The organism is Amycolatopsis sp. NPDC051106 (assembly GCF_040682775.1).
Taxonomy (GTDB): Bacteria; Actinomycetota; Actinomycetes; order Mycobacteriales; family Pseudonocardiaceae; genus Amycolatopsis.
Map to the genome: position 1 here is coordinate 1 of NZ_JBFBBQ010000119.1, position 24,276 is coordinate 24,276.

Sequence of the window (24,276 nt, forward strand, 5' to 3'; positions counted from 1 at the left end):
TCGACGTCTGCAAGGCGATCCGCGCCGAGTCCGGGGTGCCGATCGTCATGCTCACCGCCAAGAGCGACACCGTCGACATCGTCCTCGGCCTGGAGCCCGGCGCGGACGACTACGTCGTCAAGCCGTTCAAGCCGAAGGAGCTGGTCGCGCGGGTCCGGGCCCGGATGCGCCGCACCGAGGCCGAGCCCGCGGAGTCGCTCACCATCGGCGATCTGGCGATCGACGTGCCGGGCCACGAGGTCACGCGCGAGGGCAAGGCCATCCCGCTGACCCCGCTGGAGTTCGACCTGCTGGTGGCGCTGGCCCGCAAGCCGCGCCAGGTGTTCACCCGCGAGGTGCTGCTCGAGCAGGTGTGGGGTTACCGGCACGCGGCGGACACCCGCCTGGTGAACGTGCACGTCCAGCGGCTGCGTTCCAAGGTGGAGAAGGACCCGGAACACCCCGAGGTGGTGTTGACCGTTCGCGGTGTCGGGTACAAGGCCGGCCCACCGTGAGGAGTCGATGACCACCACGGAGACCGGTAGACGGCTCCCCGCGTTCGCGCGTTCGACGGCACGCCTGGTGCGGCGTGTCGTCGTTTTCGCGCGCCGTCGCGCGGTCGCGTTCAACGAGCTGTGGAAGCACTCGCTGCAGTTCCGCGTTACCATCTCGACGCTCGCGCTGTCCTCGGCCGTGGTCTTCGTGCTCGGCATGGTGCTGCAGAACCAGATCACCGAGCGCCTGCTGGACACCAAGCGCGAAGCGGCCTTCGCGCAGACTCGCGCGGCCGCGGACACCGCCGCCGGCGAGCTCGTCGGCCTTGGCGGCGAGACGGACGAGGCGATGACCGGCCGCCTCCAGAACGCGCTCAAGAAGATCGCGATCACGCCGACCAGCCAGGACGCGGCCGGCTCGGCGGCCGGCACGTTCGTCCCGGTGCTGGCCAGCGGTGGCCACGACCAGTCCGGCAAGGAACCCACGTCGGCCGGGCCGTTCCAGAACGTGCCGCCGCGGCTGCGCCAGTTCGTCGAAGCCAACGAGATGAGCTGGCTCGAGCACACGGTCAGCGACACCGACGGCGGGCGCACCACGTACCTGATCGTCGGCACGCCGCTCAACACCGTCGCCAGCCCGCTGCAGCTCTACCTGCTGTTCCCGCTGACGACCGAGCAGAACACCGTCGCGACCGTGCAGAACACGCTGCTGGTCGGCGGGCTGGTGCTGCTGCTCCTGCTCGCGGGGATCACGAACCTGGTGACGCGGCAGGTGGTCCGGCCGGTCCGGCAGGCCGCCGCGGCGGCCGAGCAGTTCGCCGGCGGCGATCTCGACCAGCGCCTCACCGTGCTCGGCGAGGACGACCTGGCGAAGCTCGCGGTGTCCTACAACGGGATGGCCGCGAGCATCCAGCGCCAGATCCGCCAGCTCGAGGACTTCGGCGGGCTGCAGCGCCGGTTCACCTCCGACGTCTCGCACGAGCTGCGCACGCCGCTGACGACCGTCCGGATGGCCGCGGACGTGCTGCACGCGTCGCGCGAGCAGTTCCCGGCCGGGCTCGCGCGCTCGACCGAGCTGCTGGTCGACGAGCTCGACCGGTTCGAGTCGCTGCTCGGCGACCTGCTGGAGATCAGCAGGCTCGACGCCGGTGTCGAAGACCTGTCGGCGGAGTTCATCGACGTCCGCCCGATCGCCACCCGCGCGGTCGAGCAGGTGCGGGTGATCGCCGGCAACGCGGGCAGTTCGGTGGAGCTCGTGCTGCCCGACGAGGAGGTCATCGCCGAAGTCGACGCCCGGCGCGTCGAGCGGATCCTGCGCAACCTGCTCGGCAACGCCGTCGACCACAGCGAAGGCCGGCCGGTGGTGCTCACCGTCGGGGCCAACGAGACCGCGGTCGCGGTGACCGTCCGGGACCACGGCGTCGGCCTGCGGCCCGGCGAGGCCGACCTGGTGTTCAACCGGTTCTGGCGCGCCGACCCGTCGCGCAACCGGCGCACCGGCGGCACCGGGCTCGGCCTGGCGATCAGTCAGGAGGACGCGCGCCTGCACGGCGGCGAGCTCGACGCGTGGGGCGAGCCCGGCGACGGCGCGTGCTTCCGGCTCGTGCTGCCGCGCCGGCAGGACGTGCCTGTCGGCGACCCGCCGCTGGCGCTGCCGCCGCCCGACCGCGTGGCCGCCGAGGTGCCCCTCGGGCTGATCGAGATCACGCCGGCGCCCGAGGCGATCTTCGCGGAACGTGAGGAAATCGGTCAGTGACACAACACGCTTTTCGGGGGTCCGGGTGGCGGAGCCCCCGGCCCGGGGCGGAGCCCCGGTTGGCACAGGGTTTTCGGAGGGGTAGGCGGCTGCTGCTGCCTGTGGCGATGTGCCTGGTGCTGGTCGCCGGCTGTGCGAACGTGCCGCTGGAGTCGCAGCCCGTCGTCGTCTCCGGCGAACGCCAGGGCCAGGGCTCGGGCGACGTCGTTCCGGAACCGAAGCCCAACAGCGACCCGCTCACCCTCGTGCGCGACTTCGTCGGCGCGACGCTGAAGCCGGGCCAGAACAACGCCGCCGCCCGCGCGTACCTCGACGAGCAGGGCCGGGCGAACTGGCGCCCGAGCCGAAGCCTGACGATCATCCAGGACACCTTCGGCACGGTCTACGACCCGGCTCCGCAGCCGGACCCGAACACCCTCGTCGTCAACGTGCGCGGGATCGACATCGGCACGCTCGACCAGAACAGCGCGTTCGTGCCGGACTACAGCCCGGCGGCGCTCAAGATCAAGGTTCGCAAGCAGGCGAACGGCCAGTGGCGGATCGTCGACCCGCCGCCGGACCTGTACGCGACCGAGTCCGACTTCAGCGAGAACTACACCGCGGTGCCGGTGAACTTCTACTCGGAGCAGTCGGCCACGTTCGTCCCCGATCGGCGTTACGTCGTCGCGAAGCCGCAGTCCGGGTTGCCGAGCCGGGTGATGTACCTGCTGGTCAACGGGCCGTCGACGAGCCTGGCCGGGTCGGTGAAGAACCTGCTCGGCGAGCCGGTGGAGATCGACACGAACGTCAAGAGCCTCGACGACGGGACGCTGCTGGTGCCGCTGACCGGGCTGTCCGGGGTCGCCGACGACATCCGGAACCTGATCGCCGCGCAGATCGTCCTCACGCTGCAGTACGTGACGTCGGCGCGGATCCGGATCCTCGCCGACGGCGCCCCGCTGGTCGCGAACCACCCGGACTGGCGGTCGAACGACCTGCCCTCCTACGGCGCGAACCTGTCGCCGAACCTGGTGCTGCAGGGCCTGATGACGGTGGACGGCCGGGTGCGGTCCCTGAGTGACGGTGCCCCGGTCGGGGGCCCGGCGGGCAACGGCGGCTACGACGTCGTGAGCGCGGCCCAGTCGATCGACGGGAAGCGCCTGGCGGTCGTGGAGCGCGACAGCGGCCGGGTCCGGCTTCGCATCGGCGACCTGGGACACGACCTGCCGCCGGCGGGCCTGGCCGGGTCGACGTTGAGCCGGCCGACGTGGCGGCCGGGCACCGGTGAGGTGTGGACGGTGGTCGACCGCACGTCGGTGGGCCGGATGGTGGTGAACCAGGACAACCAGTGGACGGCGCTGGTGGTCAACGCGACGGACCTCACCCAGCAGGGTGACATCACGGAGCTGCGGTTCTCCCGCGACGGCGCCCGGGTGGCGGCGGTGGTGAAGGGGCAGCTGTGGGTGGCGTCGGTGGTCGGCACCGGCGATTCGGTGGCCCTGCGCGAGCCGCGGCTGCTGCAGCCGCACGACCTCAACGACGTGGTCGACGTGGACTGGGTGGCTCAGGACATGCTGGTGGTGGCGACGAGGTCGCCGTCCCAGCCGGTGGTCCGCGTGACCGTGGACGGGCAGCGGATGGACGCGTTCAACAGCTCCAACCTGACGCCCCAGGTCCACGGCGTGACGGCGGCGCCGAGCCGCGCGATCGTGGTGGCGGACGCGAACGGGCTGTGGGTGGCGTCGGCGCTGGGTGAGGTGTGGCGGCCGCAGGCCCACTCGATGAAGGACGCGGATCCGTTCTACCCGGGCTGATCAGGCCGGTTTCGGCTGAGCTTCCAAAACTGTCGGTGGTGGCGGGGACACTGTCCGTGTGCTGCTGCTCGATTTGCTGATCCCCGCCCGGTGCGCCGGCTGCGGGGCCCGCGGAGCGCCGTGTTGCGCCCGGTGCGCGGGGGTGTGGGGTTCGGTGTCCGAGGTCGTCCGGGTCCCGGTGGCCGGGGTGGCGCGGGTGTTCGCGCTGGCCCGGTACCGCGGCGTGGCGCGGCGGTTGCTGATCGCCTACAAGGAACGCGGGCGCCGGGATCTGGCCGCATCCCTGGGGCGGGCGTTGGCGGAGGCGCTGGTCGTCCTGCCGCTGCGCGCTTGCGCAGGTGCCCGGAACGGCTCGGACTCCGCGGGGGCTGTTTGCCTGGTGCCGGCCCCGAGCCGTCGATCGGCGGCCCGGGTACGCGGCGGACCCCACGTGGAGCGCTTGGCCGCCGCGGCGGCGAGCGTCCTGGCGGGCTGGGGTTTCGAAGTCGCGGTGGCCCCGGCCCTGGAGCTGACGGGCGGCGCGCGTGACGCGGTCGGCCTGGATCGCGCGGAGCGGGCGGCCAACCTCGCGGGCCGGCTGCGGTTCCGCGAAGCGGGGCGTCCACCGCCGGGATTCCCGGTGGTGGTGCTGGACGACGTGATCACGACCGGGGCTACGGCGGCCGCTTGCGTGCGAGCGTTGGAGGGGGAGGGGATCGAGGTCGCCGCGGTGCTGACGCTGCTCGCGGCCGGGTGATTCGTGGTTCTCAGGTGCGGGTGCCGGCCGCAGCGCTGCTCGGTAGGCGGCATGGCTCAGCAGTGCCCGGCCCGGCGCTGAGGACCCCGCCGCCGGTCGCCCGCCGCTGCCATCCGTGCCACCGGCCTCGGCGGCAGCGGTTCCGCGCGAGACGGCTGCGGCGGTTCTGCCCACCGCCGGCCGCGGCACTGCCGCGGCTGCCCGCCCGGCTTCACCCGTCGGTGTGGCAGGCGACCACTGTTCCTGCGCGCAACTCACCGCGTCGGCAACTGGCCCGGCTGCGGTCCTGCGCTTGCGATCCGGTGACGACCGGGCGCGGCAGCCGCCGGCGAGGCCGGCCGCCCTGACCAGCGCCCGGCTCCACCCGTCGGCGAAGCGGTCATCACCGCTCGCGCGCAACTCACCGCGTCGGCAACCGGCCCGGCTGCGGCTCTGCGCACTGCCGGTCCGGTGACGACCGGGCGCGGCAGCCACCGGCGAGGCCGGCCACCTGACCAGCGTTCGACTTCCCCCGTCGGTGTGGCAGGCCGTCCCTGCTCGCGCACAGCCGCGCCGACCACCGCAAACCCACCACCGCGCCCACGACCCCGCCCTCACTCCGCACCCGGGTGACCCCAACGTCACCTACACGAGTGACATCCGCCGGGAACGCAACCAGCCTCGCGGCCGTTGTCCGGGCATGAGGGTGTCGATCACCAACACTCGGCCGCCGCGCCACTCCACCGGGGTGGCGGATGCGGCGGACGTGGCCATCACCCTCGGCGTCCACCAGCCGGCGGCGCTGCGCCGTCCGTGTGAACCCGCGGCGATCGCGCCCCGCCCGACCAGCGGGAGTTTTCTGGTGTTCACCCTCCGCTCACTGCGCGGGGTGACGGAGTCTCATTCCTCGACATCCCCCGGCTCGGGGGCTGTTGCAACGGGCGTGAGGAAGCTAACGTGCTCCGCTATCAGCAATCCCCGCAGGCAGGGAGGTGACGAGCCCATGTCCCTGGCGCCGGAGGTGCGCTGAGTCCGCGCTCGGGCTCCCGGCACGAGACGTCGTGAACCGTTCCCGAGTTCCTTCTCAGCCCGCGATCCGGGCTTCCGTCCCCGCTACACCGGCGCCGTGTGTGAACTCAACAGCTCGCAGTCATCTCAGCGAGGGAGGTCGTGTATGGACATCGTCGTTAAGGGCCGCAACGTAGAGGTGCCCGAGCACTATCGGGCACTCGTCAGCGAAAAGCTGGCCCGCCTCGAGCGCTACGACAGGAAAGTCATCCGGTACGACGTGGAACTGTTCCACGAACCCAATCGGCGCCAGGCCAAGAGCTGCCAGCGCGTCGAAATCACCGGAAAGGGGCGTGGCCCGGCCGTCCGCGCTGAAGCGTGTGCCGCCGACTTCTACGCAGCGCTCGATTCCGCAGTCACCAAGCTGGAAAACCGGCTGCGGAGGACACACGACCGGAGGCGCGTGCACTACGGGCGCAGCCGCCCGGAATCGGTCGCCGAAGCGACCTCGGTGCTGCCGGGTGGTGGATCCCCGGCCGCAGCCAGTCCCGCCGCGCGTACCGCGGTGTTGGAAGCACCCGAAGCCGAACCGCAGACGAACGGCTTCGCGAGTGCGGGAGAGATCCATCTGCCCCAGCAGCAGAGCTGGGCCGACGACGACCTCGGTCACCAGCCCGGTCGCGTCGTTCGCGAGAAGCAGCACACCGCGGAGCCCATGACGGTGGACCAGGCTCTCTACGAGATGGAGCTGGTCGGCCACGACTTCTACCTCTTCAACGACTCGGACGCGGGCCGGCCCAGCGTGGTCTACCGGCGGAAAGGCTTCGACTACGGCGTGATCCGGCTCGGCTGAGCCGGTACTGAAGGAGGCCTGCCGGATGGCCCGCACGCGGCTCGCGTGCGGGCCATCCGCACGTCAGGACCTACGGCGTGTGCACACGACGCCTGCCGTTCCCTACGATGGGGTGGGACGGTGGCGCCGACCACGGCGGCCGCCGCGGGAAAACCTGCCCGGGACCGGCCCGGGCGCACTCATGATCAGCTAGTGAGGTCGACCGGATGGTGCTGAACCGCCTGCTCCGCGCGGGTGAGGGCAAGATGGTGAAGCGGCTGCGCAACATCGCCGATCACATCAACACCCTCGAAGACGACGTCAAGGACCTGACCGACGCCGAGCTGCGGGCCAAGACCGATGAGTTCCGCAAGCGGAACGGCGAGGGCGAGTCGCTCGACGACCTGCTGCCGGAGGCCTTCGCGGTCGTCCGGGAAGCGGCCAAGCGGGTGCTCGGCCAGCGCCACTTCGACGTCCAGCTCATGGGCGGCGCGGCGCTGCACCTCGGCCAGGTCGCCGAGATGAAGACCGGTGAGGGCAAGACGCTGACCTGCGTCCTCCCGGCCTACCTCAACGCCATCCCCGGCAAGGGCGTCCACGTCGTCACGACGAACGACTACCTGGCCAAGCGCGACTCGGAGTGGATGGGCCGCATCCACCGGTTCCTCGGCCTCGAGGTCGGCGTCATCCTTTCGGAGCAGCAGCCGGAGGTCCGGCGCGCCCAGTACAACGCCGACATCACCTACGGCACGAACAACGAGTTCGGCTTCGACTACCTGCGCGACAACATGGCGTGGAGCCTCGACGACTGCGTGCAGCGCGGGCACTACTACGCCGTCGTCGACGAGGTGGACTCGATCCTCATCGACGAGGCCAGGACGCCGCTGATCATCTCGGGCCCGGCGGACCAGTCGTCGCGGTGGTACGTGGAGTTCGCCCGGCTCGCCCCGCTGATGAACGGCATCGACACCACGAACATGGGGTCGCGGGAGCGCACCGAGAAGGCGAACCTGATCAACTCGAAGTACCACTACGAGGTCGACGTCCGGAAGCGCACCGTCGCCGTCACCGAGAAGGGCGTCCGGTTCGTCGAGGACCAGCTCGGCATCGAGAACCTCTACGAGGCCGCGAACACCCCGCTGGTCGGCTACCTGAACAACGCGCTGAAGGTCCAGGAGCTCTTCCACAAGGACAAGGACTACATCGTCCGCAACGGCGAAGTCATGATCGTCGACGAGTTCACCGGGCGCATCCTGGTCGGCCGCCGCTACAACGAGGGCATGCACCAGGCGATCGAGGCCAAGGAAAAGGTCGAGATCAAGGCCGAGAACCAGACGCTGGCGACGATCACGCTCCAGAACTACTTCCGCCTCTACGAGAAGCTGTCCGGCATGACCGGTACGGCCGAGACCGAGGCCGCGGAGTTCCACCAGACCTACAAGCTGGGTGTGGTGCCGATCCCGACGAACCGCCCGATGGTCCGCGCCGACCAGCCGGACCTGATCTACAAGACCGAAGAAGCGAAGTACGAGGCGGTCGCCGAGGACATCGCCGAGCGGCACGAGAAGGGCCAGCCGGTCCTGGTCGGCACGACGAGCGTCGAGAAGTCCGAGCGGCTGTCGAAGCTGCTGGTGAAGCTGAGCGTGCCGCACGAGGTGCTGAACGCGAAGCACCACGACCGCGAGGCGCTGATCGTCGCGCGGGCCGGCCAGAAGGGCGCCGTCACGGTCGCCACGAACATGGCGGGCCGCGGTACCGACATCGTGCTGGGCGGCAACCCCGACCTGATCGCCGACCAGGTGCTGCGGGAGCGGGGCTTGGACCCGGTCGAGCACTCCGAGGAGTACGAGGCCGCGTGGCCCGAGGTCCTGGAGCAGGTCAAGGCGGAGTCGAAGGCCGAGGCCGAAGAGGTCCGCGAGGCCGGCGGCCTGTACGTGCTGGGCACCGAGCGGCACGAGTCGCGCCGCATCGACAACCAGCTCCGCGGCCGATCGGGCCGCCAGGGCGACCCCGGCGAGTCCCGCTTCTACCTCTCGCTCGGTGACGAGCTCATGCGCCGCTTCAACGCGACGATGGTCGAGCGCGTCATGACGACCATGCGGCTGCCCGACGACGTGCCGATCGAGCACAAGATGGTCTCCAAGGCCATCAAGAGCGCGCAGACCCAGGTCGAGCAGATCAACATGGAGCAGCGCAAGGACGTCCTCAAGTACGACGAGGTCATGAACGAGCAGCGCAAGGTGATCTACGCCGAGCGCCACCGCGTCCTGGCCGGCGAGAACATGCGCGAGCAGATCGAGGGCATGCTCGTCGACGTCGTCAACGCCTATGTGGACGGCGCGACCGCCAACGGCTACGCCGAGGACTGGGACCACGAGAAGCTGTGGACGGCCCTGAAGCAGCTCTACCCGGTCAGCATCGACTGGGACGACCTGATGGAGGACGGCGACCTCGACGCGCAGGGCCTGCGTGACGCCCTGGTGCAGGATGCCCGCAACGCCTACGACAAGCGCGAAGCGGAGATCAACGCGCTCGTCGGCCCGGACGGCATGCGGACCCTGGAGCACCAGGTGATGCTGACGGTCCTGGACCGCAAGTGGCGCGAGCACCTCTACGAGATGGACTACCTCAAGCAGGGCATCGGCATGCGGGCGCTCGCGCAGCGCGACCCGCTGATCGAGTACCAGCGCGAGGGCTTCGACATGTTCCGCGCGATGCTCGACTCGCTGAAGGAGGAGGCCGTCGGCTTCCTGTTCAACCTGCAGGTCGAGCGGGCCGAGGCGCCGCCGGCGGAAGACGCCGCCGCGCTGCCCACGGGCGTCGCTTCGGGCAACGGCCAGGCAGCGCCTTCGGAAGGCCGGCACGCGCGGCCGGCGCCGCCGCAGCCGCCGACGACCGACACCGAGTCCGTCCCGGCCGCCCTGCGCGGCAAGGGCCTCGGCGGCGGTGGCCAGCCGTCGGGCGTGACGCTGTCCGGCCCGGGCGAGGACGGCGAGGTCGAGTCCCACGCCGACGGCGGGGCGCAGGCCGCGGGCGGCGGCGGGGGAACCCGCCGGGACCGTCGTGCCGCGCAGCGTGACGCCCAGAAGAAGGGCAAGAAGGGCCCGCGTCGCTGACGTAGTGAACAGGGCCGGGGTGCACGCGCACCCCGGCCCTGTTTTTGTTGCCAGGGGAGCAATTAGTGGATCCGCAGGAGTTCTTCGCGTTGTTCGGTGCCGGGCGGCGGCCGGATCCGTACCCGCATTACCGGAGGTGGCGCGAGCGTTTCCCGGTCGCGGAACTGGCCGAGCGGATGTTCGCGGTCAGCGGGTTCGCCGAGGCGACGCAGGTGCTGCGCGACCCTGCCTTCGGGCACCCCGAACCGGAGTACCTGGATCCGGCGGACCGGCTTCCGGACCAGCCGGTCGACGAATCGGGACGCGTGGTCCGGGCGTTCCTGTCCCTGAACCCGCCCGACCACACGCGGCTGCGGCGGCTGGTGGCGAAGGCGTTCACGCCGCGGATGGTCGAGCGGCTGACGCCGCGGATCGAGGAGCTCACCGCGTCACTCGTCGACGGCATGCGGGGCGAGGCCGACCTGATGACGTCCCTGGCGAAGCCGTTGCCGGTCGAGGTGATCGCGGAGCTGCTCGGCGTGCCGCTGGACGACCGCGAGCGCTTCGCGGAGTGGTCGCACGCGATGGCGCGGGCGCTGGACCCGCCGTTCCTGCAGCACCCGGACACGATCGAGCCGGCGGTCCGGGCGCGGCAGTCGTTCGTCGGCTACTTCCGCTCGTTGGCGGAGCAGCGGCGGCACGAGCCGGGCGACGACCTGTTGTCCGCGCTGGTGGCGGTGTCCGACGCGGGTGACGTGCTCAGCGAGGGCGAGCTGCTGGTGACGTTGACGCTCCTGCTGATCGCCGGCCACGAGACGACGACGAACTTGATCGGCAACGGAGTCCTGGCGATGCTGCGCCACAACGGGTTGAGCGCGGCGGCGCCCGAGCGGGTGGTGGAGGAGGTGCTGCGCTACGACTCCCCGGTCCAGCTGACGGCCCGGACAGCGTTGCGCGACACGGCTTTGGGTGGGCTGCGGGTGCCGGCGGGCAGCCAGGCGATCGTCCTGATCGGAGCGGCCAACCGCGACCCGGCGGCGGGCCCGGACCCGGAGTCGTTCGACCCGCTCCGGCCCCCGGGGCGGCACCTGGCGTTCGGCCAGGGAATCCACTTCTGCCTCGGCGCCCCGCTGGCGAGGCTGGAGGCCCGCATCGTGTTCCGCGAGCTGGCCCGCCGCGCGCCGGAGATGCGGCCGGCGGGAGCTCCCGAGTGGACGGCGACGACGACCCTGCGCGGCTTGGCGAAGCTCCCGGTCGTGCTCTGAAGGCCACCATGAGGGCATCCAGTGCTCTCATGGTGGCCTTCAGAGACTTTGGCGGTCGGGAGTGTGGCGGTGCGCGGGCCGCCGGGAGGCGGCTCACGCCGCCGCCGGGCGGCGGTTCTGCCGGCTTGGCCATTCTGAACCAGCCGCGACCGTCCGATCTCGACGGAATCGCGGCGGTGCGCGGGCGGCCCGCCGGCGCTTCACGCGGCCGCCGGGCGGCGGGTCTGCTGGTCCGGCCGCCCCGGCTTCAGCAGCGCGAACCGCACGCACTGCCACCCCACCGGGGTGCGGGTGAAGCGGGCCGCCAGTGCGAACGACCGGCCGTCCGCCTCCACGCGGGCGCACGCCTCGATCACGCCCGGCACCGGTGTGCACACGTGCACCCGGCGCATCCGGTGCCGCGGCCGGGCCAGGTGCGGCCCGCTGAGGCCGGTGAAGACCTCCGGCGCCACCAGCCCGCGGATCTGCGGTGCCGGCCGCCGGCCGTCGTACGCCTCCAGCAGCATGTTCAGCACGCGGCCCACGTCGCCCGCCTCGAGCTGCCTCGGCGCGGGCCACCGGGCGTCGCCGCGGCGGTGTCCGGACCCCGTCACCGCCGGCGGCCGTTCGGCCCGGCGCGGCACTTCGTTGTGGACCAGCGTTCTCACGCGGTGTTCCTCGGACATTTCCTCCCCTCCCGCGGCGGCATTTCGCCACCGCCACGGCTTAGAGGGGGAACCGGTCCGAAAGGCGACGGGAATCGCCCGATTCGGGAAAGAACCGCCGAAGCCATGGATTCGCCGATGCCGGTGCGGTAAGTGCGGGCCATTGTTGCGCTGTGCGAGACACCGCGTCGCCGCCCCGGCTATGGTGTGCCGGGTGCTGAAGGGGTTATTGGTCGATTTCGCCGGAGTCCTCACCGATCCCGACGCCGGCCGCTTCTACGACTACCTCGTGGCCGCGCGCGAGCGGGGGGTCCGCACCGCGCTGCTGTCGAACGCCCCGGGAGCGTCGGCCGAGGTCAAGAACACCATGTTCGACTATTTCGACGCCCTCGTGTTTTCCGGCGAGGTCGGGGTCGCCAAACCGGATCCCGCCGTCTACCTGATCGCGGCCGACCGGCTCGGCCTGCCCGCCGTGCGGTGCGCGTTCGTCGACGACTCCGCCGCGAACATCCGCGGCGCCGTCCAGGTCGGCATGGTCGGCGTGCACCACCGGTCGGTCGGGGAAACGCTCACCGAGCTCGCCGTGCTGTTCCCGGACGGGTGAGTGTCACCGCGCGCGGCGGACCAGTTCGAAAGACAGGACCGCCGCGGCCGCTGAGACATTCAGCGACTCGACGTCACCCGGCATCGGAATCGACACCCATTCCGTGACGAGTTCGCCGACTTCGGTCCCGACTCCGGCCGTCTCGCCGCCGAGCACGAACGCGGCGCGCTGCGGCAGGTCCACGTCGAAAACCGTGGTGCGTGCCGACGCGCTGAGCGCGTAAAGGCCGTAGCCGGCATCGGTGAGCATTTCGGCGGCGTCGCGAGCGGAACCGCACCGCAGCACCGGCGCGCGGAACGCGACGCCGGCCGAGGCCTTGACCACCATCGGGTCGAGTGCCGCGACGCCGCGTCGCGGCACGATCACGCCGTCGAGCCCGGCGGCGGTCGCCGTGCGCAGGATCATCCCGACGTTCGCGGGCGTGGTGATGCCGTCGAGCAGGAGCACGCGCGACGGCGGGCGCCGATCCGACAGCGCGGCTTCGAGCGCGCGCATCCGCGGCGCGACGACGTCGGCAAGCACGCCCTGGTCCTGCTTGCCGTTGCCGGCGAGCACCTTGACCCGGTGGGCGCTGGCGCGCTGCACCGCCACGCCCGCTTCCTTGGCCGCGCGCTGGATCTCCGCGGCGCCGGGGCCGCGGGCGGTGTCGGCGAGGATCACCTTGTCCACCCGCAGGCCGTCGTCGGCCAGCGCTTCGAGCACCGGCTTCCGGCCGTAGACGGTCAGGAAGCGGTCTTTCGGCGAGATCGTCGACTCATCACCCACGCCCCGCAGTCTCGCATTGTGTAAGGATCGGCTCATGCCCGACCGCCTGTCCGCGCTGGACGCCTCGTTCCTCTACGTCGAGGACCACGCGACGCCGATGCACGTCGGCGGGGTGGCGATCTTCGAGCGGCCGCGCTCCGGGTTCGGCTACGCGCAGCTGCTCGACCTCGTCGGGGCGCGGCTGGCGTACCTGCCGCGCTACCGCCAGCGCGTGGCGGAGGTGCCCGGCCACCTCGCGCGGCCGGTGTGGGTGGACGACGTCGACTTCGACCTGAGCTACCACGTCCGGCGTTCGGCGCTGCCCCAGCCGGGCAGCGACGACCAGCTGTTCGACCTGGTCGCGCGGCTGATGTCGCGGCGGCTGGCGCCGGAGCGGCCGCTCTGGGAGGCCTACTTCATCGAGGGCCTGGCGGGCGACCGGGTGGCACTGGTCACCAAGACCCACCAGTCCGTTGTGGACGGTGTCGGCACGATCGACCTGGGGCAGCTCATCCTCGACCCGACACCGGCCGAACCGGAGCCGTTCGAGGACATCTGGACGCCGCGCCGCGAGCCGAGCCGCGCGCAGCTGGTGCTGGACGCGGTCAGCGAAGGCGTCCAGCGGCCGGGCGAGGTCGTGGAGAACGTCCGCTCGGCGGCGAACGACGCGTTCGCAGCGGCGGGCAAGTTCGCCGAGACCGTCGGCGGAGTGGCGTCGACGTTGCGGACGCTGGTGACCCCGGCGCCGACCGGGCCGCTGAACGTCCGGGTGTCCGGCGGTCGCGTGTTTTCGGTGGTGCGGACGCGGCTCGAGGACTTCCGCAAGATCCGCGCGGCGCACGGCGGCACGGTCAACGACGTCGTCCTCGCGGCGATCACGGGCGCGCTGCGCGAATGGCTGCTTTCGCGCGAGGAGTCGCTGACCCCGAACGCGACGATCCGCGCGCTGGTGCCGCTGGCGGTCCGCGACGCGGAGACGGCGGAGTACTCGACGCCGGCGCTGGTCGGCAACCAGGTGGCCGCGTACCTGGTGGACCTGCCGGTCGGCGAGCCCAACGCGGTGCTGCGGCTGCAGCACATCGGCCACGCGATGGCCGAGCACCTCGACTCGGGACGTTCGGTGACGGCGCGCGGGCTGCTCAAGGTGGGCGGCTTCGCCCCGGCTACCCTGCATTCACTGGGGGCGCGGGCGGCGGGGTCGCTGTCCGGGCGCATCTTCAACGTCATGGTGACCAACTCGCCGGGCCCGCAGGTGCCGATGTACGCGGGACAGGCCAGACTGGTCGAGATGTTCCCGGTGATGCCGCTGATGCGCACCCAGGCGCTGGCGATCGGGGTGACGTCCTACCACGGCGGCGTCTACTTCGGACTGAACGGCGACCGCAAGGCCGCGTTCGACGTCGACCTCGTGGCCGGGATGATCGAAGAGTCCTTGGAAGAGCTGAAGGGTGCGCACTGGTGAGGGTCTATCTGCCTGCGACCATCGCGATGCTTCGCGACCTCGAATCCTCGGGGGAGTTCCGCGCCCGCAGCGGAACGGCGTTCGCGTTGACGCCGGCTTTGCGCGAGGCGTACGCGAGCGGCACGGACGAAGAGCTGGAGTACGCGGCGTTGCTGGACGCGGCCCGGGCCTCCCTGCGGCTGATCGCGGCGGAGGAGAAGGGTGAGCCACGCCGGGTGGTGATTTCGGCGGACGTGGCGGGGGTGACGCTCCGGCCGGACCTGGACGCACCGGTGGTCCGCATCGGCGGACCGATCCCCCTGTCGGCGGTGGCGGCGATCCACGTGGACGCATCGGAGGCGGCGGACGCGGTCTCCGCGGCGGCGGCGGTGATCGACGCGGCGGACCTCGGGGATCCGGACGCGGAGTTCACCTTGGGGGATGCCGAGGACCACGAGTTGGCTTGGTACGCGCCGCAGGAACTGCCGTTCTTGCTGGAGCTGCTCTGAGTTGTCCACAGGTGGGTTTTATTGTGGACAACTTGGAGATGCGGCGGCTTGACCGGGGGTTTCGTCGGGGGTGGCCGATAGACTGGAGCTGGGCACGCCCCCCAGGGACGGGCGGGGGCTGTCCGGCTCTGTCGGCGGGCTTGGCCGTCCCGGCGCAGGCCAACGGTGCGGCGACCTCTGTATCCGGCTACGCCGGTCGAGGCGGGCCCTGCCGAGGCGGAGGCGGCACCGAACCCGGCTTGGCCGGTTCGGTGTCGCGAATGAGTCATTGGGAGCGTCTGGCGTCCCGAATGAGTCATTCGCGACGTCCGGACCACGGGCGCGGACGAGTGGGCTGGGATCCGTTGCACGGCCGCGGCGGAAGCCAGGTGGCTGAACCCGCCACTTTGCCGGAACCCTGTCAGCGACGGGCGGGCTGTCCGGCTCTGTCGGCCGGCTTGGCCGTCCCGGCGCCGGTTGACGGGTGTGTGGCCTGACTTGGCTCAAATTAGTGCGCACCGCGGTCGTGGATGCGGGTGAGGGCATCGCGGAGGTCGTCGGGTAGCGGGTCGACGGCGGTAAGGGTGTGCTCGCCGGCCTGGATGTTGATGGTGCGGTAGCGGCGGGTGGTGCGCACGAACTTCTTGATCGACCAGCCGGTGGTCTGCTCGATCCACCTGCTGACGGCCAGGGCGGCGAACACGACCGTCAGGTGCGCGTCGATCGACTCGCGCTTGTGGTGGTAGATCGGCCGCGCACGTAGGTCGTGTTTAGACATTCGGAACGACTTCTCGATGTGGAACAGTCGGTGGTAGGCGTCGATCACGAACTCGGCGGTGACGTCCGGGAGGTTGGTGACGTAGCCTTTGAGGCCGGCAAGGGCGCGTGCCTTGGCTTCCAAGGGTCCGGTTGACACTCTTGGTGGCGCCGGTGAGCTGGATGAACCGGTTGCGTTTGACCGCGGTCTTGCCGGCGACGGCCTGCTCGGCCTTGGCGACCTGTTCGTCGATGCCGTGCAGGGTGCGCCGAGCCCGGTCCGCCCCGTACTGGTAGTAGATGATCTGGTCGCGGCGCTGGTCCTTGGGGCCGGCAGGCCAGGGCTGGGTGAAGATGTGCCCGTCGGGGATCTGCTCATCCGGGTGCTCGTGGCGCCACGCCTGGACCACGTACGGCACGTCGGGTATCCGCGCGCCGAGGATGAACGACAACCCCGCGGCCTCGATGGCCTGCTGGTTGGCCGCAGAGATCATGCCAGCGTCGGCCACGACCGTGACATCAGCCAGCTGGTGGGCATCCATGAACGCACGGATGGTCGGCAGCATCGTAGTGGTCTCGCCCCGGTTGCCCTCGAACGCGTTAACCATCAACGGAAACCCGCTTGCGTCGGTGAGCAGCCCGATCGTGATCTGCGGCTCCAGGCGGCGTTCTTTGGAGAACCCGGTCTCACGGAACCCGTCCCCGGCATCGGTCTCGAAGTACAAAACTTCTGCCGCCAGGACTCTTTCGCGAACGTGGGCAGACGCCGCTTGAGGGTCGCGTACGCCGGCGGGTCGAAACCTGCCTCCTCGACCACCCGCAGACTGTCCAGCTTGCTGGTCGGCTCGACGATCCGTGCCAGCACCAGTAATCGGAACACCTCGTCACCACCAGCGGCCTCCTCGAACCCCAACAGCTGGTAGGCGTGGCCGAGCGCGTCCCACAGGTACCCCATCCGCGACGACGTGATCGCAAGCGGCCCACCACCAGCACCACTGCCGGCCTGCAACGCCGCGAAGTCCGGGCCAAAGTCGAGCTCGGGCTGGCCCCACAGCCAGACGCTGCCTCGCCACCGCCTTGAGCGCCTCCAACGACGCATCGTCATGCGCCGAGCCGATGTGCTCGATGTCCCGCGACCCGCGACGCGAGGAGTGCGCGATCTGCACCGCCCTGGCCCCCGACGCCGTCTTCACCGTGCGCACATACGCCACGAGAGACAGCCTAGAAGCGGCCGCTTAGTGCGCAGATTTTCGCCGTTCACACGACGAAACCGCAGCTCAACAGCCAGCACCCTACCCAAGATCAGCGATCTTGAGCCAAAGTCAGATAAGGTGACGGAATGGTCATGCGGGTGGCGGTTCCCGTGCTGCCGTGCCGAGATGTGCAGGCAGCGCGGTCGTACTTCACGGACGCGCTCGGATTCGACACCATATTCACCTGGGAGACCCCACCTAGCTACGCGGCCGTGATCCGCGACACCGCCGAGTTCCACCTGTACGCCGAAAGCAGCGTCGGCCCGGCCAGGGTGACGGTTGTCGTCGACGACGTCGATTCCTGCCACGACGAGCTGCGCGCCCGCGGCGCCGACATCGTCGAGCCACCGGCTGACCGGCCCTACGGGATGCGCGACTTCAACGTACGGACACCCGATGGGCACTTGTTGATCTTTAGCCAGCCGCTTACCGAGTACGGGTGACCATCAGCGGACCAGCCGGAAGAATGACCGGACCTCGTCGACGAACAACGCCGGCTGCTCGAACGCCGCGAAGTGGCCGCCCTTGCCGGGCTCGTTCCAGTACCGGATGTTCGGGAACCGGCGCTCCGCCCACCGCCGAGACGGGCGCTGCAGCTCCTTGGGGAAGACCGAACAGCCGGTGGGTACGGTCACCGGCGCGCCGGCCGACCCGGAGATCCATTCGTTGACCTGCCGGAGGCTTTCCCAGTACAGCCGGGCGGATGAGGCACCGGTGCCGGGCAGCCAGTAGAGCATCAGGTTGTCGAGCAGCTCATCCCGGGTGATAACCCGATGCAGGTCGCCACCGGAGTCGGTCCACGACCAGAACTTCTCGACGATCCAGGCGCAGAGGGCGGCCGGCGAGTCGACCAGCCCGTAGCCGACCGTCTGCGGCCGGGTCGACTGCTGCGCCGAGTATCCGGAGCCCCATTCGTCCGCCTCCCGCAGTGTCGCGAGCGCCGCCCGCTCGGCACCGGTGAGGTCGTCCAACGTGGCCGGATCGGGCGGTGCGAGCGGCGGTATGAGATGGATGCCGGCGACCCGATCGGGTTGCCGTTGACCGATGCTCGTGGCGATGCTGGTGCCCCAGTCGCTGCCCTGGGCGCCGAACCGCCGGTAGCCGAGCCGGGCCATCAGCTCGCACCACGCGTCGGATATCCGCTCGATCCCCCACCCCGGCGCGGCCGGCTTGTCGCTGAAGCCGTAACCGGGAAGCGATGGGCAGCCCCCTGGAACCGGCCGCTCAGTGCGCAGATTTTCGCCGTTCACACGACGAAACCGCAGCTCAACAGCCAGCACCCTACCCAAGATCAGCGATCTTGAGCCAAGTCAGGTGTCCGGCTCTGTCGGCCGGCTTGGCCGTCCCGGCGCCGGTTGACGGGTGTGTGGTGCCCAGCCAAACGTCTTGATTGAGTCATTCAGGACCTCGCGTGCCCTGAATGACTCATTCAAGACGACCGCCGGCGAGGCCGCCGGCCTGCGCCCGCCGAATATCCGCCCGGGACAGATTTGCCGGGACGTGCCGGGGCTGTCCGGTGGGCCCCTGGTACCTCCGAGCGCCTGGTTGCGGTTCGAACGTCACGAAAGACTCATTCGGGGCGTCGGAGGTCCCCAGTGACTCATTCGCGACCTTGCCAGAGGTGCCTCGACTCGCCGGGGGCAGCGCACTCCGAACCGTGGTGAGGCGAGCGGTGGCGACGCTAGGCGCCGTCCCGGTCGGCGAGGGCCGCCTTGCCGGGACCGGAGATCGGTGCAGCCCAACGAGGGAGCCCCGATGCCGTTTGGTGCGTTGAGCGCACCAAAATCGGCATCGGCACATACTCGCCGGTGAGCTGAACCGACGTGTCCCCGCCCCCGACCAGTGGAAACCGGAGCGGGGTGCCGCCACTACCTCAGTCCGCGGTGAACCACTCCGGTCCCGGAACCGGCCGTTCACACCGCCACCCGGTCACCGCCGTCAGCTTCCCCGAATCCACCCGCTGCGACCGGGCCATCGGCTCCGCCATCGCCACCCGCGAGAGCAGCCACTTCGGCACCGCCCGCGCCTTCCGCACCCCGGCGGCAGCCGCCATGGCCGCCCCGAGTTCGGCCTTCAGCACCGCCGGCGCCCCCACGTTGTAAACCCCCGAGGGCGCCGCCAATGCCGCCGCCGCGGCGGCCCCCGCGTCCGTGGGATGGATCGCCGTCGTCCAGTCCGTCCGGGATCCCATGATCAACGGCGCCCCACGTCGGGCGGAGGTCAGCAGAGCCGACGTCAGCGGGTCCGAGCCCACCAACGTCGCGATCCGGAGCCGGACCACCGTGCGATCCTCCAGCGCCGCCACGTTCTCGTGCGCCACCACCGACGACGCCGTCACTCCGCGCGGCCGCAGGGGCGCCTCCTCGGTCAGCAGGCGATCGCCGCCGTCCGCGTACACGAACGAAATGCCCTCCTGGACCACGATCCGCACTTCCGGCACCTCCCGGACGGCCGCGGCCAGCGCCGCGCTCCCGGCCAGCCGGACGCGGTCGTTCGCCGCCCAGGCGGACTTGCTCGTCACCTTCCGGGGAATGCGCGTCGCCAGGTTCAGCACCGCGTCGTGCCCGCGCAGCGCCGTCACCAGCGACGACGCCGAGAACAAGTCGCCCGGCACCGGCTTGGCGCCGGTCGCCTCGACGGCCGGCGCCCGCGACGCATCCCGGGCCAGCCCGCTCACCTCGTGCCCCGCCGCCAGCAGCCGGGCCACCGCCGGCACGCCCAGCACGCCCGTCGCCCCGATCACCATCACCCGCACGTCCGACTCCTTTCGCCTGAGACCCGGACGAGCGAGCGCGGGAAAACGTGACTAGCCCACTTCGCCCGCGGGCGGCGGCTGCACGTCGACCGGTGCTCCCCAGTCGCGGTACCGCGTCGTGATCCGGGCCTCGCCGCCCTGCAGGATCGGCGACAGATCGAGCACGACCTGCAGCGGCCGGTGGGCGTCGTCGAGCCAGATCTCCATCGGGAACCTGCCCGGCCCGGCCGCGTCCGCCGGCAGGCCGGCGGGCCGATCAGCCCCCAGCCGGGACAGGTCCAGCTCCACCCGGTAGTGCTCCGCGGCCACGCCGTCCAGCTGCCCGCGCTCGGAAGAGACGATCGAGCCCGCCGCCCGGATCTCGCCGAGCGTGTGCACCGGGTCGTTCTGGGCCGCCAGCTGCGCGAGGCTGCCGCCGAGGACCTGGGAGAACGGGTCGGTCCCGTCCGCCGCCACGACCACCCACGGCTTGACCGCGCCGACCTCGTCGCGCGAACCTTCCGGCACCTTCGCGTACAGCTTCCCGGCCACCAGCCGCAGCTCCATCGGCTCGCCGATGAAGTCGGTCGTCATCACCTGGGACGTCCCGGCCGGGTCGAACCGCGCCTGGCCCTGGCCCTTCGAACGGACCTGGCCCACCGCGACGTCCGTGCTGAACTTCGCCGAGCCGCCGCTCGTCGTGGCCGCCGTGGCGGCGTCGGCCAGCGCCCGCGCGTCGGTGAACGCGGGTGGGGGCGGCGGGCCGGAGCAGCCGGCGAGCAGGACGAGCAGCAGCACGACGGCGGCTTTGCGCATGGCGCCAACAAAAACACAGCGGCTCCCCCGAACCCGTTCGGGGGAGCCGCTGCTACTCAGCGTCGTCCGGTCAGCGACCGGCCTTCTTCATCAGCTCGCCGAGGTCGACGACCTGGTCGGCCGGCGGGGCCGTCACGTCGACCTGGGTGCCCCAGTCGCTGTACTTCATCGTGAACTTGGCGTCGCCCGCGGGCGCGCCCAGCGCCTGCATCATCGGGCCCTGGTCCATGGTGACCTGCACCGGCAGGTTGTCCTTGTTCAGCCACAGCTCGGCCGGGATCTTGAGGTCCTTGCCCTTGAGCTTTTCGTTGACCTGCTCGCGCGCGGCGGCCGGGATCTGGCCGGTGAACTGGTCGAGCGCCTTGGCGATGTCGAGCTCCACCTTGTAGTGGTTGACCTGCTCGCCGTTCAGCTGGGTCTGGTCGGACGAGATGATCCGGCCCGCCTTGGAGACCTGGTCCAGGATCTTGCTCGGGTCGCTCTGCTCCGCCGACTGCGACAGCGCGCTCCCCATCGCCTGCGAGACCGGGTCGGTGCCGTCGGCCGAGATCTTGGCCCACGACTTGTCGGTGCCCATCTGCTTCTGCTGGTCGGCGGGCAGCTTGATGTACATGACCTTGTCGACCATGCGCATCTCGGTGGTCTCGCCGGCCGCGGTGCTGGTCATCGAGAACTTGGTGTTCGCGCCGTCGAAGGCCATCGCGCCGGTCGCGCTGAGCGTCTGGCCGGCGGCGGAGCCCTCCATGGAGAACTTCGCCGACTTGGACTGCTCGGTGCCCTGCTTGGACGCCGACGCCAGCTGGATCGCGTCGGTGAACGGCGAGGCCAGGAGGCCACCGCCGCCGGCCTGGGTCTGGTTGCCCGCACCGGCCGGCTCGGCGGTGCCGGAGGTGCTGCAGGCCGTCAGCGTGAGCACCAGCGCGGCACCCGCGGCGACCAGGGTGGTCTTGCGCATCGAAATTCCCCTCAGTGTCGGATCTTCCGCTCGGCTTATCGCCCGATCGGACGAATAGTTACTCCTGGGACGGTGACGATCCGGCTCTGGTTCCCGGTTGTCTCACGCGTCCGTGACGCGAGTCACCTCGTGGCCGCTACGCGAGGCCAGCAGGCGCCGCAGCGACGCCAGCCGTTCGGGGCTCGCCTTGCCCTCGGTGACGACGTCGTCGAGCGCGCAGTCCGGGTCCTCGGGCGGGCCGAGGTGCCCGCAGCCCGACGGGCACTCCTCGGCGGCTTCGGCGAACTCCTCGAAGGCATCGACGATGTGGTCCGCGGTGACGTGGGCCAGGCCGAACGACCGCACACCCGGCGTGTCGATCACCCACCCGCCGTCCGGCAGCGGCAGCGCCACCGCCGCGACGGACGTGTGCCGCCCCTTGCCGACTCCGCTCACCACACCGACGGCCAAGTCGGCGTTGGGGACCAGGCGGTTGACCAATGTCGACTTGCCGACACCGGAGTGGCCGACCAGCGCCGTCACGCGGTCCTTGAGCATCTCCGCGAGACCCTCGGGCTCTTCGTCGTACCGGGTCACGATCGCCGGGATGTCGAGGCCCGCGTACCCCGCGAGCAGCTCGTCCGGGCTGGCCAGGTCGGCCTTCGTCAGGCACAGCACGGGCTGCACGCCGCCCGCGTAGCAGGCGACCAGGCAGCGGTCGATGAAACCGGTGCGCGGCGGCGGGTCGGCGAGCGCGGTGACGATCAGCAGGCGCTCGGCGTTGGCGACGACCAGCCGCTCGTACGGGTCGGTGTCGTCGGCCGTGCGCAGGAGGGAGCTGCTGCGCTCGTCGACGCGGATGATGCGCGCGAGGGTGTCCGGCTTGCCGGAGACGTCGCCGACCACGCCGACCCGGTCGCCGACCACCACCGGCGTCCGGCCCATCTCGCGGGCTCGCATCGTGGTGATCACCTGGTCGGGATCGGCGTCGATCGCGCAGGTCCAGCGCCCGCGGTCCTTGCCGATGACCATGGCGTTGACGGCGTCCGCGTGCTCGGGACGGCGCTTGCTGCGGGGCCGGGTGCCCTTGCCCGGACGCACGCGGACGTCGGACTCGTCCAGCTTGCTCCAGTCGTTGCGCGCCAAACCCTCGTCCTCTCGTGCACCGGTGCCCCACCCGAATGATCCCACGTCGCTCGCCAGGGCCCTGGCCTGCGTGTAACGATGGCGTCCTGGCTGTTCCGGTACGCGAGGAGGTTGGCCATGTGCGGCCGTTACGCCGCCACCAAGGACCCGGCGAAACTGATCGAAGAGTTCGAGGCCATCGACCTCACCGAAGGCCACGCGCGCGCCGACCACAACGTCGCGCCGACGAAGAACGTGGTCACCGTCGTCCAGCGGCACCCGCGTGACGAAGACGGTCAGGTCCTCGAGGACGAGCCCGCCGAGCGTTCGCTGCGGATGATGAAGTGGGGCCTGGTGCCGTTCTGGGCCAAGGACCCGTCCGTCGGTTCGCGGATGATCAACACGCGCGCCGAGACAGCCGCCGAGAAGCCCGCGTTCCGCCGCGCGCTGGTGTCGCGCCGCTGCCTGGTGCCCGCCGACGGCTGGTTCGAGTGGCGCCGCACCGGCAAGGAGAAGGAGCCGTTCTACATGACGCCCCCGGACGGCTCGTCGATCGCGTTCGGCGGGATCTGGGAGAGCTGGCACCCGAAGGACGACAAGGACGCGGCGCCGCTGATCACGTTCTCGATCATCACGACCGACGCCGCCGGTCAGCTCACCGACGTCCACCACCGGATGCCGCTGATCGTGCCCAAGTCCCATTGGGACGGCTGGCTGGACCCGGACCGCGAGGACGTCAAGGACCTGCTGGTACCGACGCCGGACGACATCGTCTCGTCGCTGGAGCTGCGGCCGATCTCGAGCCTGGTCAACAACGTCCGCAACAACGGGCCCGAGCTGCTGGAGCGCGTCGACCCGCGGCAGCAGCTCGAGGACGAGGGCGCGTTGTTCGACGCGCCGAAGCCATGACCGCGCTCAAGATCGAGACCGCGCACGGCCTGGCCCGGGTCTACCTCCACTGCGCCGAGGAGGGTACGGCGGTCCTCATGCTGGGCCACGGCACGGGCGGCGGCCTGGGCGCGAAGGACCTGGTGGCGGTGACGCGCGCGGCCCAGGCGGCCGGGGTGCACGTGGCGCTGGTCGAGCAGCCGTACAAGGTGGCGGGCCGCCGCGCGCCGGCCCCGGCGAACCAGCTGGACGCGGCCTGGCTGACGATCGCGGACGAGCTGTCGGAGCGGTTCGACGGCCTGCCGTTCGTGTTCGGCGGCCGGTCGTCCGGGGCGCGGGTGGCCTGCCGGACGGCCACGGCCGGGCAGGCGGTGGCGGTGCTGTGCCTGGCGTTCCCGGAACACCCGCCGGGCCGCCCGGAGAAGACCCGCCAGCCGGAGTTCGACGCGGTGGAGGTCCCGACCCTGGTGATCCAGGGGGAACGCGACCCGTTCGGCCGGCCGAAGGTGGGGGCGCACCAGGAACTGGTCCTGGTCGACGGCGACCACAACCTGGGCAAGGACCTGGAGACGGTGTCCCGGGCGGCGACGGAGTGGCTGTCCCGGGTGCTGCGCCCGCTGGCCTGAACCATCCCATCGGGGGCCGTTGTGCACGGCTTCGCGGCGGCCCGTTCCGCGCCGCGGGAGTCGCCACAACCGTCCCGCCGAACGCAGTGAATGACTCATTCCTGGCGCTGGACGCAGTGAATGAGTCCTTGGGTTTTAACGTCAGGGGGTGGTTGGGGCGACCCTGGTTGATCATGCAGGCAGCCCTTGGTTGATCCTTCTTCTTGTCTAGGGAAGAAAGCCAAACCAAGGGCTGCGTGATCAGTGTGCAGGACATGCACGAGCAGGACACCACAGGGGCCCCGGC

Annotated in this window: 20 protein-coding genes and 1 pseudogene; 13 read left to right on the forward strand and 8 right to left on the reverse strand. The window is 70.8% G+C overall.

What is annotated here, in order from left to right:
- The 7 genes from AB0M83_RS43880 to AB0M83_RS43910 form a co-directional block, all read left to right on the forward strand.
- A partial coding sequence (locus AB0M83_RS43880) for a response regulator transcription factor (protein ID WP_364527083.1) occupies positions 1-494 on the forward strand: 494 nt, incomplete at its 5' end.
- Positions 495-501: 7 nt separating this feature from the next.
- Positions 502-2,229: an MtrAB system histidine kinase MtrB gene (gene mtrB, locus AB0M83_RS43885; RefSeq protein WP_364527086.1), complete on the forward strand. Its 1,728-nt coding sequence runs from the start codon at positions 502-504 to the stop codon at positions 2,227-2,229.
- 107 nt (positions 2,230-2,336) lie between these two features.
- A complete protein-coding gene (locus AB0M83_RS43890) occupies positions 2,337-4,022 on the forward strand; it encodes an LpqB family beta-propeller domain-containing protein (RefSeq protein WP_364527089.1) in 1,686 nt (561 codons plus the stop codon).
- Between the two features lie 58 nt (positions 4,023-4,080).
- A complete protein-coding gene (locus AB0M83_RS43895) occupies positions 4,081-4,758 on the forward strand; it encodes a ComF family protein (RefSeq protein ID WP_364527092.1) in 678 nt (225 codons plus the stop codon).
- A 1,153-nt stretch (positions 4,759-5,911) separates the two neighbouring features.
- Complete coding sequence (gene raiA / locus AB0M83_RS43900) at positions 5,912-6,598, forward strand: ribosome-associated translation inhibitor RaiA (protein WP_284747639.1); 687 nt, start codon at positions 5,912-5,914, stop codon at positions 6,596-6,598.
- A gap of 206 nt (positions 6,599-6,804) precedes the next feature.
- Entirely contained in the window at positions 6,805-9,693 is a 2,889-nt protein-coding gene (gene secA / locus AB0M83_RS43905) for a preprotein translocase subunit SecA (RefSeq protein ID WP_364527095.1), read from the forward strand.
- A gap of 65 nt (positions 9,694-9,758) precedes the next feature.
- Positions 9,759-10,937, forward strand: a complete 1,179-nt coding sequence (locus tag AB0M83_RS43910; RefSeq protein WP_364527098.1) for a cytochrome P450 — start codon at positions 9,759-9,761, stop codon at positions 10,935-10,937.
- A gap of 200 nt (positions 10,938-11,137) precedes the next feature.
- On the opposite strand, the gene AB0M83_RS43915 is transcribed toward AB0M83_RS43910, so the two are convergent.
- Positions 11,138-11,584 carry an Rv3235 family protein gene (locus AB0M83_RS43915; RefSeq protein ID WP_364527101.1) on the reverse strand — a complete coding sequence of 149 codons (447 nt, stop codon included), beginning with the start codon at positions 11,582-11,584 and terminating at the stop codon, positions 11,138-11,140.
- A 226-nt stretch (positions 11,585-11,810) separates the two neighbouring features.
- On the opposite strand from AB0M83_RS43915, the gene AB0M83_RS43920 reads away from it, so the two are divergent.
- Entirely contained in the window at positions 11,811-12,185 is a 375-nt protein-coding gene (locus AB0M83_RS43920) for an HAD-IA family hydrolase (RefSeq protein ID WP_364527127.1), read from the forward strand.
- Between the two features lie 3 nt (positions 12,186-12,188).
- Here AB0M83_RS43920 and AB0M83_RS43925 read toward each other — a convergent pair whose 3' ends face one another.
- On the reverse strand, positions 12,189-12,950 hold the full coding sequence (locus AB0M83_RS43925; RefSeq protein WP_364527104.1) for an RNA methyltransferase: 762 nt from the start codon (positions 12,948-12,950) through the stop codon (positions 12,189-12,191).
- A 34-nt stretch (positions 12,951-12,984) separates the two neighbouring features.
- Between AB0M83_RS43925 and AB0M83_RS43930 the strand changes: the two genes are divergently transcribed.
- Positions 12,985-14,391, forward strand: a complete 1,407-nt coding sequence (locus AB0M83_RS43930) for a wax ester/triacylglycerol synthase family O-acyltransferase (protein ID WP_364527106.1) — start codon at positions 12,985-12,987, stop codon at positions 14,389-14,391.
- Positions 14,388-14,879 carry a hypothetical protein gene (locus AB0M83_RS43935; RefSeq protein WP_285476410.1) on the forward strand — a complete coding sequence of 164 codons (492 nt, stop codon included), beginning with the start codon at positions 14,388-14,390 and terminating at the stop codon, positions 14,877-14,879. The genes AB0M83_RS43930 and AB0M83_RS43935 overlap by 4 nt, the downstream gene beginning before the upstream one ends.
- 487 nt (positions 14,880-15,366) lie before the next feature.
- Here the strand turns inward: AB0M83_RS43935 and AB0M83_RS43940 are convergent.
- Positions 15,367-16,780: pseudogene (locus AB0M83_RS43940) on the reverse strand (IS1634 family transposase).
- Positions 16,781-16,953: 173 nt separating this feature from the next.
- Between AB0M83_RS43940 and AB0M83_RS43945 the strand changes: the two are divergent.
- Positions 16,954-17,310 carry a VOC family protein gene (locus tag AB0M83_RS43945; RefSeq protein ID WP_284742606.1) on the forward strand — a complete coding sequence of 119 codons (357 nt, stop codon included), beginning with the start codon at positions 16,954-16,956 and terminating at the stop codon, positions 17,308-17,310.
- A gap of 3 nt (positions 17,311-17,313) precedes the next feature.
- On the opposite strand, the gene AB0M83_RS43950 is transcribed toward AB0M83_RS43945, so the two are convergent.
- The 5 genes from AB0M83_RS43950 to rsgA all read right to left on the reverse strand — a co-directional run bounded on the left by AB0M83_RS43950 (position 17,314) and on the right by rsgA (position 22,497).
- A complete protein-coding gene (locus tag AB0M83_RS43950) occupies positions 17,314-18,147 on the reverse strand; it encodes an alpha/beta hydrolase (RefSeq protein WP_364527111.1) in 834 nt (277 codons plus the stop codon).
- 593 nt (positions 18,148-18,740) lie between these two features.
- Complete coding sequence (locus AB0M83_RS43955; RefSeq protein WP_364527130.1) at positions 18,741-19,613, reverse strand: NAD-dependent epimerase/dehydratase family protein; 873 nt, start codon at positions 19,611-19,613, stop codon at positions 18,741-18,743.
- A 60-nt stretch (positions 19,614-19,673) separates the two neighbouring features.
- Positions 19,674-20,417 (reverse strand): hypothetical protein, encoded by a 744-nt coding sequence (locus AB0M83_RS43960; RefSeq protein WP_364527113.1) that lies wholly within the window; start codon positions 20,415-20,417, stop codon positions 19,674-19,676.
- Between the two features lie 70 nt (positions 20,418-20,487).
- The gene (locus tag AB0M83_RS43965; RefSeq protein WP_364527116.1) at positions 20,488-21,372 is read right to left on the reverse strand and encodes a hypothetical protein; all 885 of its coding nucleotides are present in this window, start codon (positions 21,370-21,372) and stop codon (positions 20,488-20,490) included.
- A 102-nt stretch (positions 21,373-21,474) separates the two neighbouring features.
- The gene (rsgA, locus tag AB0M83_RS43970; protein WP_364527119.1) at positions 21,475-22,497 is read right to left on the reverse strand and encodes a ribosome small subunit-dependent GTPase A; all 1,023 of its coding nucleotides are present in this window, start codon (positions 22,495-22,497) and stop codon (positions 21,475-21,477) included.
- Positions 22,498-22,614: 117 nt separating this feature from the next.
- Here rsgA and AB0M83_RS43975 point away from each other — a divergent pair, with 117 nt between their 5' ends.
- Together AB0M83_RS43975 and AB0M83_RS43980 are read left to right on the forward strand one after the other, a co-directional pair.
- Positions 22,615-23,385, forward strand: coding sequence for an SOS response-associated peptidase (locus AB0M83_RS43975; RefSeq protein WP_364527122.1), 771 nt, complete (start codon positions 22,615-22,617; stop codon positions 23,383-23,385).
- Complete coding sequence (locus tag AB0M83_RS43980) at positions 23,382-23,990, forward strand: alpha/beta family hydrolase (RefSeq protein WP_364527125.1); 609 nt, start codon at positions 23,382-23,384, stop codon at positions 23,988-23,990. Before AB0M83_RS43975 ends, AB0M83_RS43980 begins: the two co-directional genes overlap by 4 nt.
- Positions 23,991-24,276: the final 286 nt, after the last annotated feature.